At 45.9% G+C, this 15,564-nt stretch carries 16 protein-coding genes; 5 read left to right on the forward strand and 11 right to left on the reverse strand.

The window, feature by feature from the left end:
* Nucleotides 1-26: 26 nt before the first annotated feature.
* From Enr17x_RS28530 to Enr17x_RS28580, 11 genes are all read right to left on the reverse strand, one after another.
* Complete coding sequence (locus tag Enr17x_RS28530; RefSeq protein WP_145313671.1) at nt 27-1,145, reverse strand: ABC transporter ATP-binding protein; 1,119 nt, start codon at nt 1,143-1,145, stop codon at nt 27-29.
* Nucleotides 1,124-1,681, reverse strand: coding sequence for a ParB/RepB/Spo0J family partition protein (locus Enr17x_RS28535; RefSeq protein ID WP_145313673.1), 558 nt, complete (start codon nt 1,679-1,681; stop codon nt 1,124-1,126). Before Enr17x_RS28535 ends, Enr17x_RS28530 begins: the two co-directional genes overlap by 22 nt.
* 20 nt (nt 1,682-1,701) lie before the next feature.
* Nucleotides 1,702-1,962 carry a hypothetical protein gene (locus Enr17x_RS28540; protein WP_145313675.1) on the reverse strand — a complete coding sequence of 87 codons (261 nt, stop codon included), beginning with the start codon at nt 1,960-1,962 and terminating at the stop codon, nt 1,702-1,704.
* Between the two features lie 131 nt (nt 1,963-2,093).
* A complete protein-coding gene (locus Enr17x_RS28545) occupies nt 2,094-2,480 on the reverse strand; it encodes a hypothetical protein (protein WP_145313677.1) in 387 nt (128 codons plus the stop codon).
* Between the two features lie 165 nt (nt 2,481-2,645).
* On the reverse strand, nt 2,646-2,855 hold the full coding sequence (locus Enr17x_RS28550; protein WP_145313679.1) for a hypothetical protein: 210 nt from the start codon (nt 2,853-2,855) through the stop codon (nt 2,646-2,648).
* A 59-nt stretch (nt 2,856-2,914) separates the two neighbouring features.
* A complete protein-coding gene (locus Enr17x_RS28555) occupies nt 2,915-3,775 on the reverse strand; it encodes a trypsin-like serine peptidase (RefSeq protein WP_145313681.1) in 861 nt (286 codons plus the stop codon).
* A gap of 232 nt (nt 3,776-4,007) precedes the next feature.
* Nucleotides 4,008-4,382, reverse strand: a complete 375-nt coding sequence (locus tag Enr17x_RS28560; protein WP_145313683.1) for a hypothetical protein — start codon at nt 4,380-4,382, stop codon at nt 4,008-4,010.
* On the reverse strand, nt 4,382-4,627 hold the full coding sequence (locus Enr17x_RS28565; protein WP_145222807.1) for a hypothetical protein: 246 nt from the start codon (nt 4,625-4,627) through the stop codon (nt 4,382-4,384). The genes Enr17x_RS28560 and Enr17x_RS28565 overlap by 1 nt, the downstream gene beginning before the upstream one ends.
* A gap of 188 nt (nt 4,628-4,815) precedes the next feature.
* The gene (locus tag Enr17x_RS28570; protein ID WP_145313685.1) at nt 4,816-5,166 is read right to left on the reverse strand and encodes a hypothetical protein; all 351 of its coding nucleotides are present in this window, start codon (nt 5,164-5,166) and stop codon (nt 4,816-4,818) included.
* Between the two features lie 111 nt (nt 5,167-5,277).
* On the reverse strand, nt 5,278-5,856 hold the full coding sequence (locus Enr17x_RS28575; protein WP_145313687.1) for a response regulator: 579 nt from the start codon (nt 5,854-5,856) through the stop codon (nt 5,278-5,280).
* 358 nt (nt 5,857-6,214) lie between these two features.
* Entirely contained in the window at nt 6,215-6,469 is a 255-nt protein-coding gene (locus tag Enr17x_RS28580) for a hypothetical protein (protein ID WP_145313690.1), read from the reverse strand.
* 721 nt (nt 6,470-7,190) lie between these two features.
* Between Enr17x_RS28580 and Enr17x_RS28585 the strand changes: the two genes are divergently transcribed.
* The 5 genes from Enr17x_RS28585 to Enr17x_RS28605 all read left to right on the forward strand — a co-directional run bounded on the left by Enr17x_RS28585 (nt 7,191) and on the right by Enr17x_RS28605 (nt 15,488).
* Nucleotides 7,191-8,942 (forward strand): Nramp family divalent metal transporter, encoded by a 1,752-nt coding sequence (locus Enr17x_RS28585; RefSeq protein WP_145313692.1) that lies wholly within the window; start codon nt 7,191-7,193, stop codon nt 8,940-8,942.
* Between the two features lie 105 nt (nt 8,943-9,047).
* Nucleotides 9,048-10,394, forward strand: coding sequence for a right-handed parallel beta-helix repeat-containing protein (locus Enr17x_RS28590; protein WP_145313694.1), 1,347 nt, complete (start codon nt 9,048-9,050; stop codon nt 10,392-10,394).
* Between the two features lie 283 nt (nt 10,395-10,677).
* Entirely contained in the window at nt 10,678-11,607 is a 930-nt protein-coding gene (cysK, locus tag Enr17x_RS28595) for a cysteine synthase A (protein ID WP_145313696.1), read from the forward strand.
* Nucleotides 11,608-11,867: 260 nt separating this feature from the next.
* The gene (locus Enr17x_RS28600) at nt 11,868-13,013 is read left to right on the forward strand and encodes a trans-sulfuration enzyme family protein (RefSeq protein ID WP_145313698.1); all 1,146 of its coding nucleotides are present in this window, start codon (nt 11,868-11,870) and stop codon (nt 13,011-13,013) included.
* A gap of 270 nt (nt 13,014-13,283) precedes the next feature.
* Entirely contained in the window at nt 13,284-15,488 is a 2,205-nt protein-coding gene (locus Enr17x_RS28605; protein ID WP_145314259.1) for a tetratricopeptide repeat protein, read from the forward strand.
* The last annotated feature ends 76 nt before the right edge of the window (nt 15,489-15,564 follow it).

A 15,564-nucleotide genomic window follows, 5' to 3' on the forward strand; every position in this document is an offset into this window, starting at 1 on the left:
TTCACGAAAGGGTCTGTGAAGTAAATTCAGACCAGGCCGAAGCGTCTTGCCTCGTTTTTTCGTCCTGGTCCGACATAACGAAAACTGGCAGTTACGCGACCGGAGCTGGAAGAAATTTGATGCATTCGTTTTTGTTCAAAACCGATTTGTCGTTGCACGGTAGAAGGGGGACGGATCATTTTCCAGAGTTTTGATTTCGCCCGATGATGAATCATGGCGGGATGTCCCGTAATGCTGGTGTATGCTTTTTTACAACAATAGAGAGACGCCACAAATTCGCTCAGCGCATTCCCGATGCCCACTCCTTGAAAATCGGGTAAACAGACCGTCCGATGTTCTCGAAAGGAAGGAGAAGTTTTGTGTGGAAAATGAATGACCGCCGTGAAAGCAGCAGGCTGGCCTTCAACTAACGCAAGAAAACAGTTCGCAGATTGTTGAATCGATGAATCTAAATAGTGATATTTGCGGAAAAGTTCCCACGCACTTCGATGCACATTAATAATCTCAAGTGAGATTGAGGGCCGTGATTGCCTTTCGCACCTCCATTGAAATTGATCAATGTCTGGCTGATAAATCCAGTCGGGATCAAGCCAGTCAAGAATATCGTAATGGCAGGAAAGAGCGACAAATTTCTGTTGTCGTTTGCGGACTGTTTTTGCCACCGCACTGCTGCCAATTTTGGCTACACTTCGATCCACTACCGAAGTAAATTCATCAACCACAGCCAATCCCGGCTGTTCTGCCAATGCCCTAGCAAGCGTTACCCTGAATTGCTCGCCGTTGGAGAGCACATGATAGGGTCTTAACCAGCTTGGCGGAGAAGAGAATCCGACCGAAGAAAGCAGGGCAGTGATCTCTTTGATTCCCATCTCTTTGGGAAAACCGTCAACAATGCTTTTTCTTTGATACCAGTTGAAATGATCAACGAATTCGTTTTTAAACAGATCCCTGGCAATGGTGGTCTTGCCGCATCCGGAAGGGCCTACAATCAATCCGATATTCCAATCATGTTTTTCTAGCGGAAGATTGACCGTCCAATCCACTCGACTTTTCTTTTCAACTGAAAGGCCGAACATTCCTTCCAGCTGGATGACACGCGGACTACGAATGACTGGCGACTCTTTTACGATATCCACGCGCGACATTGCAGACCCTCTTTTTTAAAGCGTTTCAACAGCGATACCTGTTCGGATTCCGACTGGCAATCGATCAGAACGCTGAAAGAGTCCAGCAAAAGATGCGATTCATCTTCACCTTTAGTCATTTCTAAAAGCTCGGACACATTACTCGAAAGCTGGTCCAATAGTTCCTGAAGATCGTCAGACACATCCGGAATCGAATTGATCAAGTTATTCAATGCTGCCTGATCCGTATTTGCCATTGATGTCACAGAATCAAACGTCGCCAGAATTTGATTCGCTTCAGATTTTGTCACATCCAAGATCAGACAAGGTACTTTTTCCTCTTGCGCGATCTCAGCCCGTAAATGGCCGTCGATCAGTTCGTAAGTTCCATTTTTACAATCTCGAACCAGACAAGCGGAAGTAAACCCAACTTCTTTCAGAATGGCGCGTAAGGCAGCATGCTGAGGTTCGTTATGGATTCGCCAGTTCTTTGGATTCTGCTTGAGTAGTGAAGCCTTGATTCGTTTGAAGCTTTTGATGCGATCTTTTAATTTCATTTTTAATCCGATTTCTTTTTCTACATACAATCCAGACAACGGTTCGCCCCGTACCGTTGTCGAATTTGATCTTTGTGATAATCACCTTTAAAAATTGGAGTGCCGCAACGAGCACAAGAAGAAATCGGTTCGTGTCTAACCAGAACAGAGCTGACTACTAAATCAGGGAATTCAGCTTCTACCAGTTTCGCCGCCAACACATGTGTCTGCGCTTCTCGATCAAGGCGTTTGACAGGCCGTTGATTCTTTTCTTGAGCTAAATAAACGATAAAATGAGGCATTTTACTTTCCTTTTCTGTTCTGGATCGTTTGTTTTCAAAACAACATTCAGAGATCATTCTAAAAGGAATTCACCGTTTGTCTTGGGGTGCATTCAGGCATCGGTGCTCAATCGGAACTAAAGAAAACAGTCTTATTTTTCCAGCCCTATTTCATACTGAGTGTCTGTATCGATGTTTGGATCAGCTACTGGTGCCGGCCTATTCTTCAATGCGTCAGCGATTAGCCAGCCACCAACAGGCACTCCTACACCAGTTGCAATTAAACCAGCTCCTAAGGCCAGTTTTGCGAGTGTCCCCGCTGTGTTTCCCTGTGCTGGCATGTATTGATGCACTACGCTGTTGTCATCCCCAATGTGCATGTCTTCGCCCTCTGGACGATTGTTATCAACGATCTCTTTCCCAAGCAGCTTTTCGCGCGTGGCCATCGTCAGCGAATCCACGTTGTTAAACCGTCTCGCCGCCTGCCTCAGGTTCTCCGCTCGCTCCCCCACTTTCACGCTCCAGAAGTGTTTCGCCATCCTCTCCTTCCAGCTCAGTTCCGCTGTCACTTTCTCTCCTCCATGATTGAACAAGCTCGCCGAACGTCCCACTCTGGAACGCCCGGTCTAGCTCGTTATTCTGATTAATCAAGCGATCATGAAATTCGTTACTCTGCCTGATCAGTTCTTCCAGCGGGTCAACCATTACGCTGGCGCAGGCCCACCGGGAGATACCTTGGCCTGTACTTCACGAATGCCAACGGCTTCATCGAGAGTCACCATGCGTTTGTTTTCCAGGTAATCGTAGTCAACAACCTTTTGAACAGTCACGAAGTTGTTTTGTGCGACGGTTCCTGTCTGCATGAGTTGTGTCAGCATGTGATTCGCTACATTGTCGGATAAATCCACAGCCATCTCCTTGTTTCCTTCTCCCTCAACAGGGATTTCTACATCTAAAATATCGCCGTCCGGCATTACTTAGCCTCACTTTGTTTAACGGCCTTAAAACGAAGCTTGATAGGATCACCAAGCGGGTAGGTTTCTTTTGCAATTGCTTTCCCATCTGCATTCATGATCCAGACAGGAATCTGAGTCCTATTTAATTTGTCAATCTCGGCTTTCAGCTTTCCGATTTCGACTTCTAATACTGCTATCTGATCACTGTTGTCAGGAGCCGGAACCACGGGGAGGGTGGGTGGCGGTTCCGGCCCCAAGACAGGAGGAATACAATCACAACAGGGCATCCGCCCATAGATGCTCACGACCCGCCGACGAATCAGCGTGCAGTCCGTGTAGATCGTCTGTTGTGTGTCATGCCCTTTGATAATGCCTACTACCTGACCGTTTACGAGAATTGGCCCGCCTGAATCGCCCTTGGCCACCACCTTTGAGAAGTAGCGACCGCCTCGGGTAACTCGGATCTTTGCCCGCAAGGCCCGCAGGTTGTAGATTCCGTTTGAATAACCGTAGGCGACCGCGCTGACTCCGTGTGCAGGCTGTGACTCTGCAAGACTGAAACACTTAGGCGCGTTGATGTTCGCTGTTTCTATGATCGCATAGTCGATTGAATTTCGGTATTCCTTGTGAATCACCCGAGCGCCCCACCATTTACCGCCATAGCCCACATGAACAGTCTTTGCTTTATTCACGTTGTGGGCCGCTGTAATGTAAACTGATCGGTCTTCAACGTTACCGATATAGGCACAGGCTCCAGTCCCGGTTAACTGCCGACATCCGGTTGGCGTACATTCGGTTTCCGTCACGCGGACTGCCAAAGCCTGAGCCTGCACAATTGAAGCTGTCAGGAGCACAAATAGAATTGTTATTGTTCGCATTTGGCATTACCCCGAATTTCATCTGATAGGCTTTCGGCCATCTCATTGACTTGCTTATCGCTATATCTAGTGAAGTCGATCAGCTCATGGCCACTTATGTCTCTTACCTTGTTGATAAATCGTTCTGAATTCATGCGTTTAAGTTTCTCGCAAAGCCCGTCCAGCAAGATGCATCCAAGTTTGCAAATACAGACTATGAGCGAGAGTATCACGATCAACTGAGCTATATGAGTCACCATTTGATGTACCTGTCAAAAAATAACAAAACATAGTGCCAGGGATTCAGGGGAACCTTCCCCTCTGCCCAGTTAAACGCTGCCACTCCAAACAACCGCACGCGACGGTAATAAACGTTTGCCATGAACTTACCCAGATCACAGCGCCTCAAATTGCGATAAAACGACGCGTCAGCAAGTTGTCGATCCTTCTTGCATCCACCCCGCTGATATGCGAAGTCGTGAAAATGACACGCTGGCCGGATATCAACACCTCCCCACAGATCTGGTGAGAAGTTACACCCATTCGAAATGAAATAGTCAGGCGGTACCGGCCCTTCCATCAGTTCAATCAGTTTTTGAGGCAAGTCTGAAGTTTTGAACGCATTCATCAATTTTCCCCGAACACCCTGTCTTCTAAACGGCTGATTCGTCTCTCATGCGAATTCACCATTTCAATCAGTAGCTCTTTGTTGGCATCCAGCTTTTCGTCTATTTCGATGAGTTGATGGCCATGTTCCACCAGGGTCTTTGCAGTCCAGGTAATCGCGCCGACTCCTCCTGCTATAATCGGAGAGAAAATACAGGCAATAACCCATGCTGGAATGAACAATCCTTTTCGAACGGTTTCAGGCATTTTGGTCTCAGTTGAATTAGAAGAAGTAATTGATGTCTGTGGCTGCTAATCTTCGCGAATGGCGAGAGTGGGACAATATAAAAGTGCGCAAAAAAAACACCTGGCGTTACTCAGAACGACAGGTGTTTAAAAATCAGTAGATAAAGTGATCATGGTCAGGCTGGGACCAGAAAGATCCGGAGCGAAGACTATCCTAATTCCTCGTTTATTATTGGAAATTCGCTGATAGGAAGCTGTTTGCTTTTTACTTCATGCAGTCTTCTCCATCCCCTGCTGACCAGCTTTTCACGCACTAAGGTTTCAGCAGGATCAAGCTCACGTTTATCAAATGGCCCATCGACTAACATCGAATCGAAGCCCTCATCTACTATAAACTGTGCCAGGACGGGATTGCACCTGATATGGTGCTCGGGCTGTGATTGCAATTCATCCTCGTTCACTTCACCAATGATGTATCGCAGATAGAGGCCGCTGTCCTCGATGTTCTCTACTTCTAAGCCGCAGACCACACACAGATATCCCTGGTCACATTTTGCCATTGCGCTCACTTACAAATTCAAATCACTGGAATCGGTCCATTCTGACCGTTATTGATGATCATGTCATCTGCAAGGATTCTAATTGGAAATCGAGTGTCAGGGGAATCGGGATTACGATGTTTTTAAGTAATTCTTTAAGTTGGCGATCTCTTCGAGAAGAACTTCGAGAAATTCTGACGCCGCCTGTTTGTTATCGGCTTTGACAATTTCTCTTACTGACTCTCTGACCTTTTGCGTAGGAGAATATAAATCAAGCGATACCTCACTTTCAGAGGAATGAATCACATTGAGAGACATGTCATCCAGTTCCTGTTTCAACTCTTTTTGATCAAGGGGCTTAAACATGATTTTGGAAAAACCCAATTCACTCGCGAGTTTTAGCCGTTGTACATTTCGATCTTGAGAATTTTTCTCAGGCCTGACTGCCGTCATTAAAATAAATTGGGGAGGAGAGACAGTCCCACTATCCGAATAGCGTTCAACAAGTTGTGCTTTTTGGAATAAATCGATCCCATCCATCCCACTCATCACAAGATCTGTCAGAACTACGTGGACCTCATTGTCCATTTGCAGTATCTGCAGGGCTTCAAATCCGGACGAGGCAGTCGTCGCAGTAAAACCGATTTTCTCTACTAGCCGTGCGTAATAGTGACAAGAATATCCAATATCATCGACAACAAGAACTTTCATAGACACGCCCGGGGTTCTGAGGAGTTATTTGCAGTCTCGTTTGTCAATCTCACAGAGTAGTAGAGATATACACGCAAATTCTAAATGATCTAATTTTCAATTATTTAAATGTGGATCAAGGATCATGATCGGCATTTCGAGGTTTTTCACTGTATCATAAATGCCGAATATTCACTCAATTGGCTAAGAAAAGAGTTCATCGCCATTGGGTTTTAATCATTGAACAATACACATTTGTCACCACCTTTCCTTGTCACCAAGGTCTATTCAATTTGTGGAAGATCAATGCCAGATACATCCTTGACCTCTTAAAGCCACACCAAAAGCATCTGGAATTGAAAAGAGAGCAGACGGGATTTCACGCCTCCTTCTGTTTTTGACTTGCCCAAAAATCATTGGCATCCACAATGACATTACTCCCAAATTTAAAATACGGGATCCCTGATTCTTTCAGGAGTTCTTTGAAGTTTTTCTCTGTCATTCCAAAAAGCTGTGCCCAAATCTTACTACTGAATTTCCCTGTTTGTGGAAACGCACCAGGCGACCGCACCAGATTTTGAACCAGCTCAAAAGCAAATTTATCAGACTCCGTGAATTTGGTTGATTCCGTCATGAGATCAAACCTTACCAGAATTTTCATCGCACTCTGTTTCTAACACTGAACTCAAAGCGCGTACTTTTTACGCAGCTGGGTTTCATTCAGGTAAAACAAGCAGTTCAAATTGGAGCTGGCAGGATCCAATTTTCACATGAATTGGGAAAGAAACAACGCGATAAAAAGCTCAGCGACACCTACAGCGGTCGCTACGCGGCTGCCCCCAGGCAGATATGGAATCGTGGTCACACCACTCCAAAACAACAAAAATCAGTTTAACACCCTCGAGTGAACAAAGCAATATACATCCCTATTTTTTTCTGGAGAAGTCTTAATCTATTTATCTCAATAAATGCCTTATTTCATAGGTAATAACGGGTTTTCCCGCTTCACATTCCTACATCTAGAAAATCCGGTAATAATCGATGCACTCTGTATGTTATTGGATTCGATAGTTCTTCGCCGCTCTCAAATTAACGACACCTCTGAAGTGATTTTCCTGTTCACTCACGACTCTTTTCATCACTCCCTCTTAAGTGTTGTGGCTCCCCATTTCCCGCCTCGCAAGCCCCATTGTACTCACTCGGAATCTAAATTCGTCCCCAATCAGAATCGCTCGCTTTTCTCCTCCGACAAAGCAAATTCTTCAAGTCGGCAGGGCTTGAGTGGCAGGCTCAATACTTTCGGCTTAGAATGAGAACGTTCTGAATTACGCTCGCCATTCATGAAAGACGACTCCATGTCAGATCAAAATCAGTCTGATCGCGATGAAGAAATAGTGCCTGATGAGGTTATTCCCCACCAATCGCTGCCTCCTCTTAAATACCGCGATCTTCCGCCGGCGATCTCCTGGAGAAAAATGATTGGCCCCAGCATCATGCTGGCAGGACTCTCATTAGGTTCTGGAGAATTTGTTCTCTGGCCTTATATCACGTATAAAACCGGGTTCGTCTTCTTTTGGGCCTGCTTGCTCGGAGTGATGACGCAGTTTTTCATGAACATGGAAATCGAACGCTGGACCCTGGTCACAGGGGAGAGTGCAATTACCGGTTTCTGCCGCCTGAATAAAAACTGGGCCTGGATCATGCTGCTCTTGAATATTATTCCCTGGGCGTGGCCGGGCTGGGCAACCGGCGCAGGAACAATGTTGAGTTGGACCTTTTTAGGCCCTGAGACCATTGCCAGCGTTCAAGTAGAGCCTGCACCCTCCCTCTTCTCATTAGAAGGCCTGCCAGATAATGCCAGTTATTCTGCTGAAACAGCCACTCTAAAATGGCGCGGTAGAATGAATGAATCGGAACGTGATACTTTGAGTACCGCATTCGCGCAAAACCAAATTACAGACCAGTCGGCTGAACTGTTCGACAAAATTAACCAGGGATACGACCTGCAATACGAGGCTAAGTACAGTTCGTTTTTGGGAATCGCCGGGCTACTTCTGGTTGGAATTGTTCTCACAACCGGACCGGTGGTTTACAACACCGTTGAAAAGATCCAGATTTTTCTTGTTGGAATGATCTTCCTCATCGCGGTAATTCTGGGAGTCTATCTAATACAACCTTATGCCGTTACTTCCATGCTTCAAGGAGCAATCAGCATTGGAAAGATGCCCGAGGCCTCGAGTGGATTATCCACAATGGCTCTGCTGGGTGCATTAGCATTTGCCGGTGCGGGTGGGACGATGAACCTGGGACAAAGTAACTTCATCAAAGATAAAGGTTACGGAATGGGTAAATACATTGGACGTATTACCAGCCCGATTACCGGTCAGGAGGAAGCCGTCAGTGAAGTCGGTTATCATTTTAAACATACCACTGAAAACCAGACTCGCTGGCACCAGTGGTGGCGAGCAGCGAATATCGAGCACTTCCTCAGTTTCTTTCTCACTTGTCTGGCCTGCCTGGTTCTCTTGTCTCTGATTTCCTATTCCCTGTTTTATGATGAAAACGGACAGCTAAAAGAAGGTGTGTCCCAGTTTGGTACCGGCCTGAACTTTATCTGGGGCCAGGCTACACTGTTGGAAGACCGCCTTGGCGGAACATTCAAGTTGCTCTTTCTACTGATGGGTGCGGCAATTTTACTCACAACCGAACTGGGTGTTCTCGATGCAACGGCGCGAATTTCTGCCGACATCCTGAAAGTAAATTACTTACGAAACAACGAACACTGGTCGTTGAGTAAACTATATTATGTCTTTCTCTGGGGTGAAATTTTACTCGGTTCTGCAATTCTGTTGTATGGTTCGATCAATCCTCAGTTCAGACAGCCTTTGTTTTTGATTGAGACTTCTGCTGCAATGAACGGCGGTGTCATGTTTTTATATTCGATGATATTGCTGTATATGAATTCAAAGATTCTTAGTCGTAGCATCAGCACCAGCCCTCTTCGCTTTGTGGTAATGGTCTGGGCAGCAGCTTTCTTTGGCTATTTCAGTCTGCAGGCATTTCAAGTGCAGATCATCCCTTATTTTAAATCTCTTTTCTCTTTGTGATCGAAAGACATGCTTTTAAATACCCAAAACAAACTCGTTCTTCGTGAAACCATGCTTCGACCAGTCTCAGCAGCGATCGTTTCTTGTCTTTTGCTGTTCTGCACTTTGTCAGAATCCAAGGGCGAAACCTACTACGTCAATAATCAAACTGGCAACGATACTAACGATGGACTATCACCGGATTCGGCTGTAGCCACTATCGCCATGGCCATCCAACTCTCCAAAACGAGTGACCGACTGGAACTCAAAAACACTGGAATCGCTTATCGAGAGCCCATGCTATTTCGCCGGCTTGGTGGTCTGCCAAACCGCCCCTTTGAGGTGGAAGGTAATGGTGCGGTCTTGTCCGGGTTAAAAGAGATTGATGCATCGCGATGGCAAACGATGAAAGACAACCTCTATGTCCTGACACTTAAGAGTACGCCGTATGGCAATCCTTATCTGGTTGCACAAGGGAAACGACTGGATGCGGCCAAAAATCTGGAATCAATCGAACCAGAACAGCATTTCTGGGACCGGAAGACAAACAAAGTATACCTGCTTTGTGCTGCACAGAAACGACCTGCCGATTATCAGCTGGAAGCGACTCTTACAACCAGTGGTTTCACACTTGGAAGTGCCAGCTATATCACTTGCCGAAATCTGATCTGCGAACACTTTTCCAATGATGGTTTCAATATCCATGGCGACTGCCGGGGGATTCGACTGGAAAATGTGATTGCGCGACATAACGGCGATGATGGCATCTCAATCCATGAGACGGGCGGGTTAATGGTACAAAATGCTTATGTTCATAATAATTTTTATGGCATCCAGGATGTGAATGCATCCCGTTCTGTCTATAACGGCGTGCTTGCAGAACAAAACCAGGTGGGTGTCAGCCTAGTAGGTGGTTATCACTCACTGGTCGACTGCCAGATCCGAAACAGCGTTCAAAAAGAAATTGACATTGCCGGCTCGAATCCCAGGCATCTGATTGGTGCTGAGCAGAACCTGCTCTGCAAAACGATCCTTTTTGCCCAGAACGTATCTCTGTTTGGAGATGGAAACCGAGTAGCACTCAGCGTTCGCAATGGAGCCTCATTGATCATGGAACAGTCCGTGATCAATGGGTCCGACCTCGGCCTTTTTGTAGATCAAAACAGCCACTGTCACTTATCCCTGACCACCATCACCGACTGCCACGAGATACTCAAATCAGAATCAAAAGACTCTTTTTTCGACTTCAATATCTATGGAACAGGGCAAATCAGCTGGCTGGGGACTGTTTTTCAACCCGCTCAGTGGACTGAATACCTTCAAATCTCAAAACGAGATCAGAACTCGAAAATGGGGATGGTCATGGTCGCAGAAGATGGCATCGTCAGTATCCCCGCTAATTCAACCGCCTCTGGGATGATGAAAAAAGTCGGTCCCTCTGCTCCTTTTACATTTTCCCTACCACAGAATTAATATCCCCGTTCTTCATTTCGCTTCGAATTTTCTATGAAAACGAAAGCATACATGACTCTCAATTTCCGATCATCGATTATTTTGCGAGTGTCTGAAGTCATGCTGTAACAATATTTAATAAAGGGATTGCCACATTTTCAGCGATTTTACATAATACAGGCGATTTGGAGAGGACTACCAAATTCCAGTTCTCATCCCCCTTAACCTACCAGTAACAAGATTTCGACTTCTGGTCGTTTTAACATAATTTGCCTGGAAATTCTTCTCATCGAAAGAAATCGACATGCCCATTTTTCATGATAACTCCGAAACGATCGGCCATACTCCTCTGGTGAAAATCAACCACTTAACCGAGGGACTCAAGGCGACAGTGCTTGCAAAAATTGAAGGACGAAATCCCGCTTATAGTGTCAAGTGCCGAATCGGTGCCAACATGATCTGGGACGCTGAAAAAAGTGGTAAATTAAAACCCGGGATGCAGGTCGTTGAACCAACCAGCGGTAATACAGGTATTGCACTCTCATTTGTTTGTGCAGCACGCGGTTACAAATTAACACTGACAATGCCCGATTCCATGTCCGTAGAACGTCGTTTGATGCTGAAAGGATTCGGTGCCAATCTGGTACTGACGCCTGGCGCTGATGGAATGAAGGGAGCGATTCAAAAAGCGGAAGAATTAGCTGCCAGCCCTGAATTCTATATGCCTCAGCAATTTGAAAATCCTGCTAATCCAGAAATTCATTTTAAGACAACTGGTCCGGAAATCATCAAAGATACTGAAGGAAAAGTGGATTATTTTGTAGCCGGTGTGGGAACTGGTGGAACAATCACAGGTGTCTCACGATTTTTGAAAGAGGAACAAGGACTCTATGTAAAATCGGTCGCTGTTGAACCAACCAGCAGTCCTGTTCTTTCTGGAGGAGAGCCAGGCAAACATAAGATCCAGGGGATTGGTGCTGGATTCATTCCAGCCAACTGCGATACTTCACTTATAGACGAAGTAATCCAGGTAACCGACGACGAAGCATTTGAGATGGCGAGCAAAATAGCGCGTCAGGAAGGAATCACGTGTGGAATCAGCTGTGGCGCGGCAATGCATGCTGCCCTGGAAATTGCCAAACGCCCTGAAGCAGAAGGAAAAACAATTGTCGTAATCCTGCCTGATTCAGGAGAGCGGTACCTGTCTACACCACTGTTTGATGATGCTCGTTGAAAACACATAAATGCGACAAGTGATTGTCAATACATAAGTTCGGAACAGATCATCTCCAGAGACCGGATCCAGAAAGTACTGAGACCTAAGATCGTAACTCTAATCAGTGGCAGGCAGCTGTCTGTGGCGGTATTCTTCAGTACAACAGTCGATTCATTGAACCTGATATATTGTCTGGTGTCACTTCGAAGAACATCGTCGTTTCTGACTGGCAGCCAGCCTCTGTTCAAATCACCATAAATCTTTTGGATATTAATACTATGCGTTTTGAAACCAAGTGCGTTCATACCGGAGTTGACAAAGACGGCACTTTTAACAGCTGCACAACCCCGATCTATACCACCTCAACGTTTTACTGGGATAGTCTGGAAAGCCACAAAGGCTTTGACTATACACGTAGTGGAAACCCAACTCGGAGTGCAATGGAAGAGAATATCGCCGCTTTAGAAGGTGGCATTTCGTGCCGGGCAACTGCGACAGGAATGGCCGCAATCACTCTGGTAATGCATCTGTTCAAACCCGGCGACCATATCATTGCGGGAGACGACATTTATGGTGGAACCTATCGCTTATTTGCCGATGTGTTTACAAAATGGGGAATCACTTTTTCTTTCATAAAAATGAGCGATACTGAAACTGTGAAATCAGCGATCACTCCGGAAACGAAAGCGATCTGGATCGAGACGCCCAGTAATCCTCTGTTAAATCTGGTTGATATTCAAGCTGTTACGAAAATTGCATCGGCAGCGGATTCCGACATCATCACCATTGCTGACAATACTTTTTGTTCCCCTTATCTTCAAAGACCGATTGAATTCGGCGTCGACATTGTTTTACATTCAACCACAAAATATTTGAATGGTCACTCAGACGTGGTCGGCGGTTGTGTGGTCTCACGTACTGAAGAACTGGCCGAACGTGTTGCCTATAATTCAAATGCACTCGGTTTAGGCTGTTCTCCCTTTGACGCCTGGCTGGTTTTACGAGGTATTAAAACATTAGCCCCCCGGATGGAAGCACATCAACGTGGTGCGATTGCCTTGGCACGCATGCTGGAGACACATCCCAAAGTGGAACGTGTCTACTATCCAGGCTTGGAATCTCACCCACATCATGATTTGGCCAAACGTCAACAGGACGGCTTTGGAGGCATGCTGAGCTTTGATGTGAAGGATGGGCGTCCGGTTGCCGAAAAAGTGATGCTGAACTCGAAATTGTTCCTGCTGGCGGAATCTCTGGGTGGCGTCGAGTCTCTGATTGAATATCCGGAAAGTATGAGCCACGCTTCCATGACTCAGGAAGCACGACGCGCAGCCGGTATCACTGAAAAAACGGTCCGGGTTTCCGTAGGAATCGAAAGCCCTGAAGATCTTGTTGCTGACCTGAAACAGGCGTTAGACAGCTGATTCGGAGACAGTATTGCTATTCTCAACTGTCGGGATCTATTGTTTACTGCGTCAAGTACCACTGATCCAGGCAGGGGGAGTACGCATTTTCTCTCAGAAGAGCGTACTAAGCGCGTGCAATATGCGTTTCTTTTATGATATGATGCCCTATTGAATTTCAGGCAAATTCAACCGATGTAACTCTACTTCGATCCTGTACGAAAAAACTGTTTTCATATAGAGCTACAAGTCCACTAATACAACATTCTGAAAACAAAGAAGGCCGAGGTTATGAGTATCGATTCATACGATCCTTGCCCCTGCAATAGCGGAAAGAAATATAAATTTTGCTGCCATTCCATTGGCGACGAAATCAGTAAAATTTCACATCTGCATGAAACGCACCAGACAGCAACGGCACTCCAGTTACTGGATCGGCTCAAAAAAAATCATCCGGACCAGCCTTTGAGCTACATCACAGAAGCTCAAATTCTGATGGCAGAACGGCGATTTGAAGATGCCTTAAAGCCTTTGGAACAATGCCTGGAACATGACCCGGATCATCCAGCTGCCCATTCGTTGCTTGCCACTTCGACCTTTCTTGCTCTGGGTTATAAGCAAGCACAAAAAACTATCTATACTGCGTTGCAAAAATGTGCCGCCATTGATGTCAGTCTGGCAACGCCTTTAGCAATCAGCATTGCGATCGCACTTCAGATGCGCGGTTTTTTCCTGGCGGCACGCGAACACTTTGCCCTGGCAATGCGCGTCGCATCTCAGGAGTATAAGCAGAATCTGTTTATGAACCTGCTGGAATTTGATGGGGATGATCAAATTCCTTATCAATTTCGTGGGGTGCACATTCTGGAACGGTGCCCCATTGAAAATGGTGATCAGCAGGAAACATTTGAAAAAGCACAGCGACTCGCCAATCTGGGTTGCTATCGATTAGCTGCAAGTTTATTCAAACAACTTGCCGAAGCAACGAATCAACCCACCCTGTGGAAAAATGCGGCATTTTGCTATGCCTGGGCCACGGACGAAATTCAAGCTGCCGAACTGTTCCATAAAGCTGCGACTATCGAAGATGATTTTGCAGAATCAGTCGAACTGGAAACACTGGCACAATTGCTTGATTTAAATAATACAGGCGATGTCGTTGAATCGGTTGAGCAAGTTTATGAACTCGATTCCCTTTCCAAATTCCTGACAATCCTGGAACAACATCCTCAACTCTTACGGGGAAATGTTCCTCCTCCAGAACAAGAACAGGAATTGGACGAACGCACTCCCGTCGCATACTTTCAGATTATCGATACACCGATTGATATGGAATCAAAGGGAGAGGATATCACTCTAGAGAATGTTCATGTTGTAATTGGTGACATCGATGTTTTTGATGCGGACAGGCAGCTGGGACAACCGGGCCTCGTTCGCCTGTATGCATATGAAGGGGACCAACTCACAACGGCGGAGAAATTGTTTGACGAAGCCTTGGGTGAGCAAGGTAAAAAAGAATGTGGTTTAAAAGTCGTTGAACAAGATGACGAAATTTCCAGTAACCCACTTTCTCCTATTCCTGCTGAGCAATGGCCTCTGTTTTTCCGGTGGAGTTTTCCACAAAAAATGCCCATTATCAAACGGAGAGAACTCGAAGCACAACAGTGGAAGAAACTAATTTCGGAAACCTGGTCAAACACCAAATTAGCCGGCCTGGATCATAAAACCCCACAGGAGGCTGCGGGCAATGAGGAACGGAAGGTTGCACTAACGGCTGCCGCTTATGTCCTTGATGCCCAGGTATTGGCACTGGGACATTTTCTGAATTTCGATGAACTCGATCCCAGTCTGGGTATTTTTGAGCTGCCTGTTTTAAGTGTGAATGAATCCTCACATTTTAACACTTGCTCTTCCATGACTCAAAATCGAATTCCCGTCAAAGAACTCACTGACTCGCAGTTAATGTATGTTTTTAACCGTGCGTTACTCATCCGGCACCCTCGCTTCCTTTATGACGTATTAATCGAAATTCTGAATCGTGACGAATGTAAAAAAGAAGTCGATCTGGATCGCGTCTATTCAACATTGACCGAAATTTGCCACAAACGAAACCAACGTGAAGAAATGCTTTCCTGGATTCATCAGGGGCAGGAAAATGCCAGGGAGCAATCCGAGAATGCTTTCGAGAGTGAGCTTCAATGGAAAATGCGAGAACTCTCATTCCGTTTAGAAGACACTACAGATCCGAACCTCTCAGATTTTATGAAACAAATCTGGGATCAATACGGCAAAAAGACACCACAGATCAAAGAATATCTCAAAGCGTTCGCTCAAGCATTCGATCTGGATTTACCCTGGATGAAAGCAGCAACACTTTTAGATCAGGGAGGAGTTCCAGGCCAGACAACTGCCGAAGGCATCTGGGCACCGGGAGAAGACACACCGGATAGTGAATCTGACTCCGGACAGAAACTTTGGTTACCCGGACAATCCTGATCAAACATTTAAGTGCGACACACTGAAGTTGCACTTCACTAATATCAGCAATTCTAGACATATCGTACAGGAAAGC

Origin of the sequence: Gimesia fumaroli (assembly GCF_007754425.1) — a bacterium.
GTDB lineage: Bacteria > Planctomycetota > Planctomycetia > Planctomycetales > Planctomycetaceae > Gimesia > Gimesia fumaroli.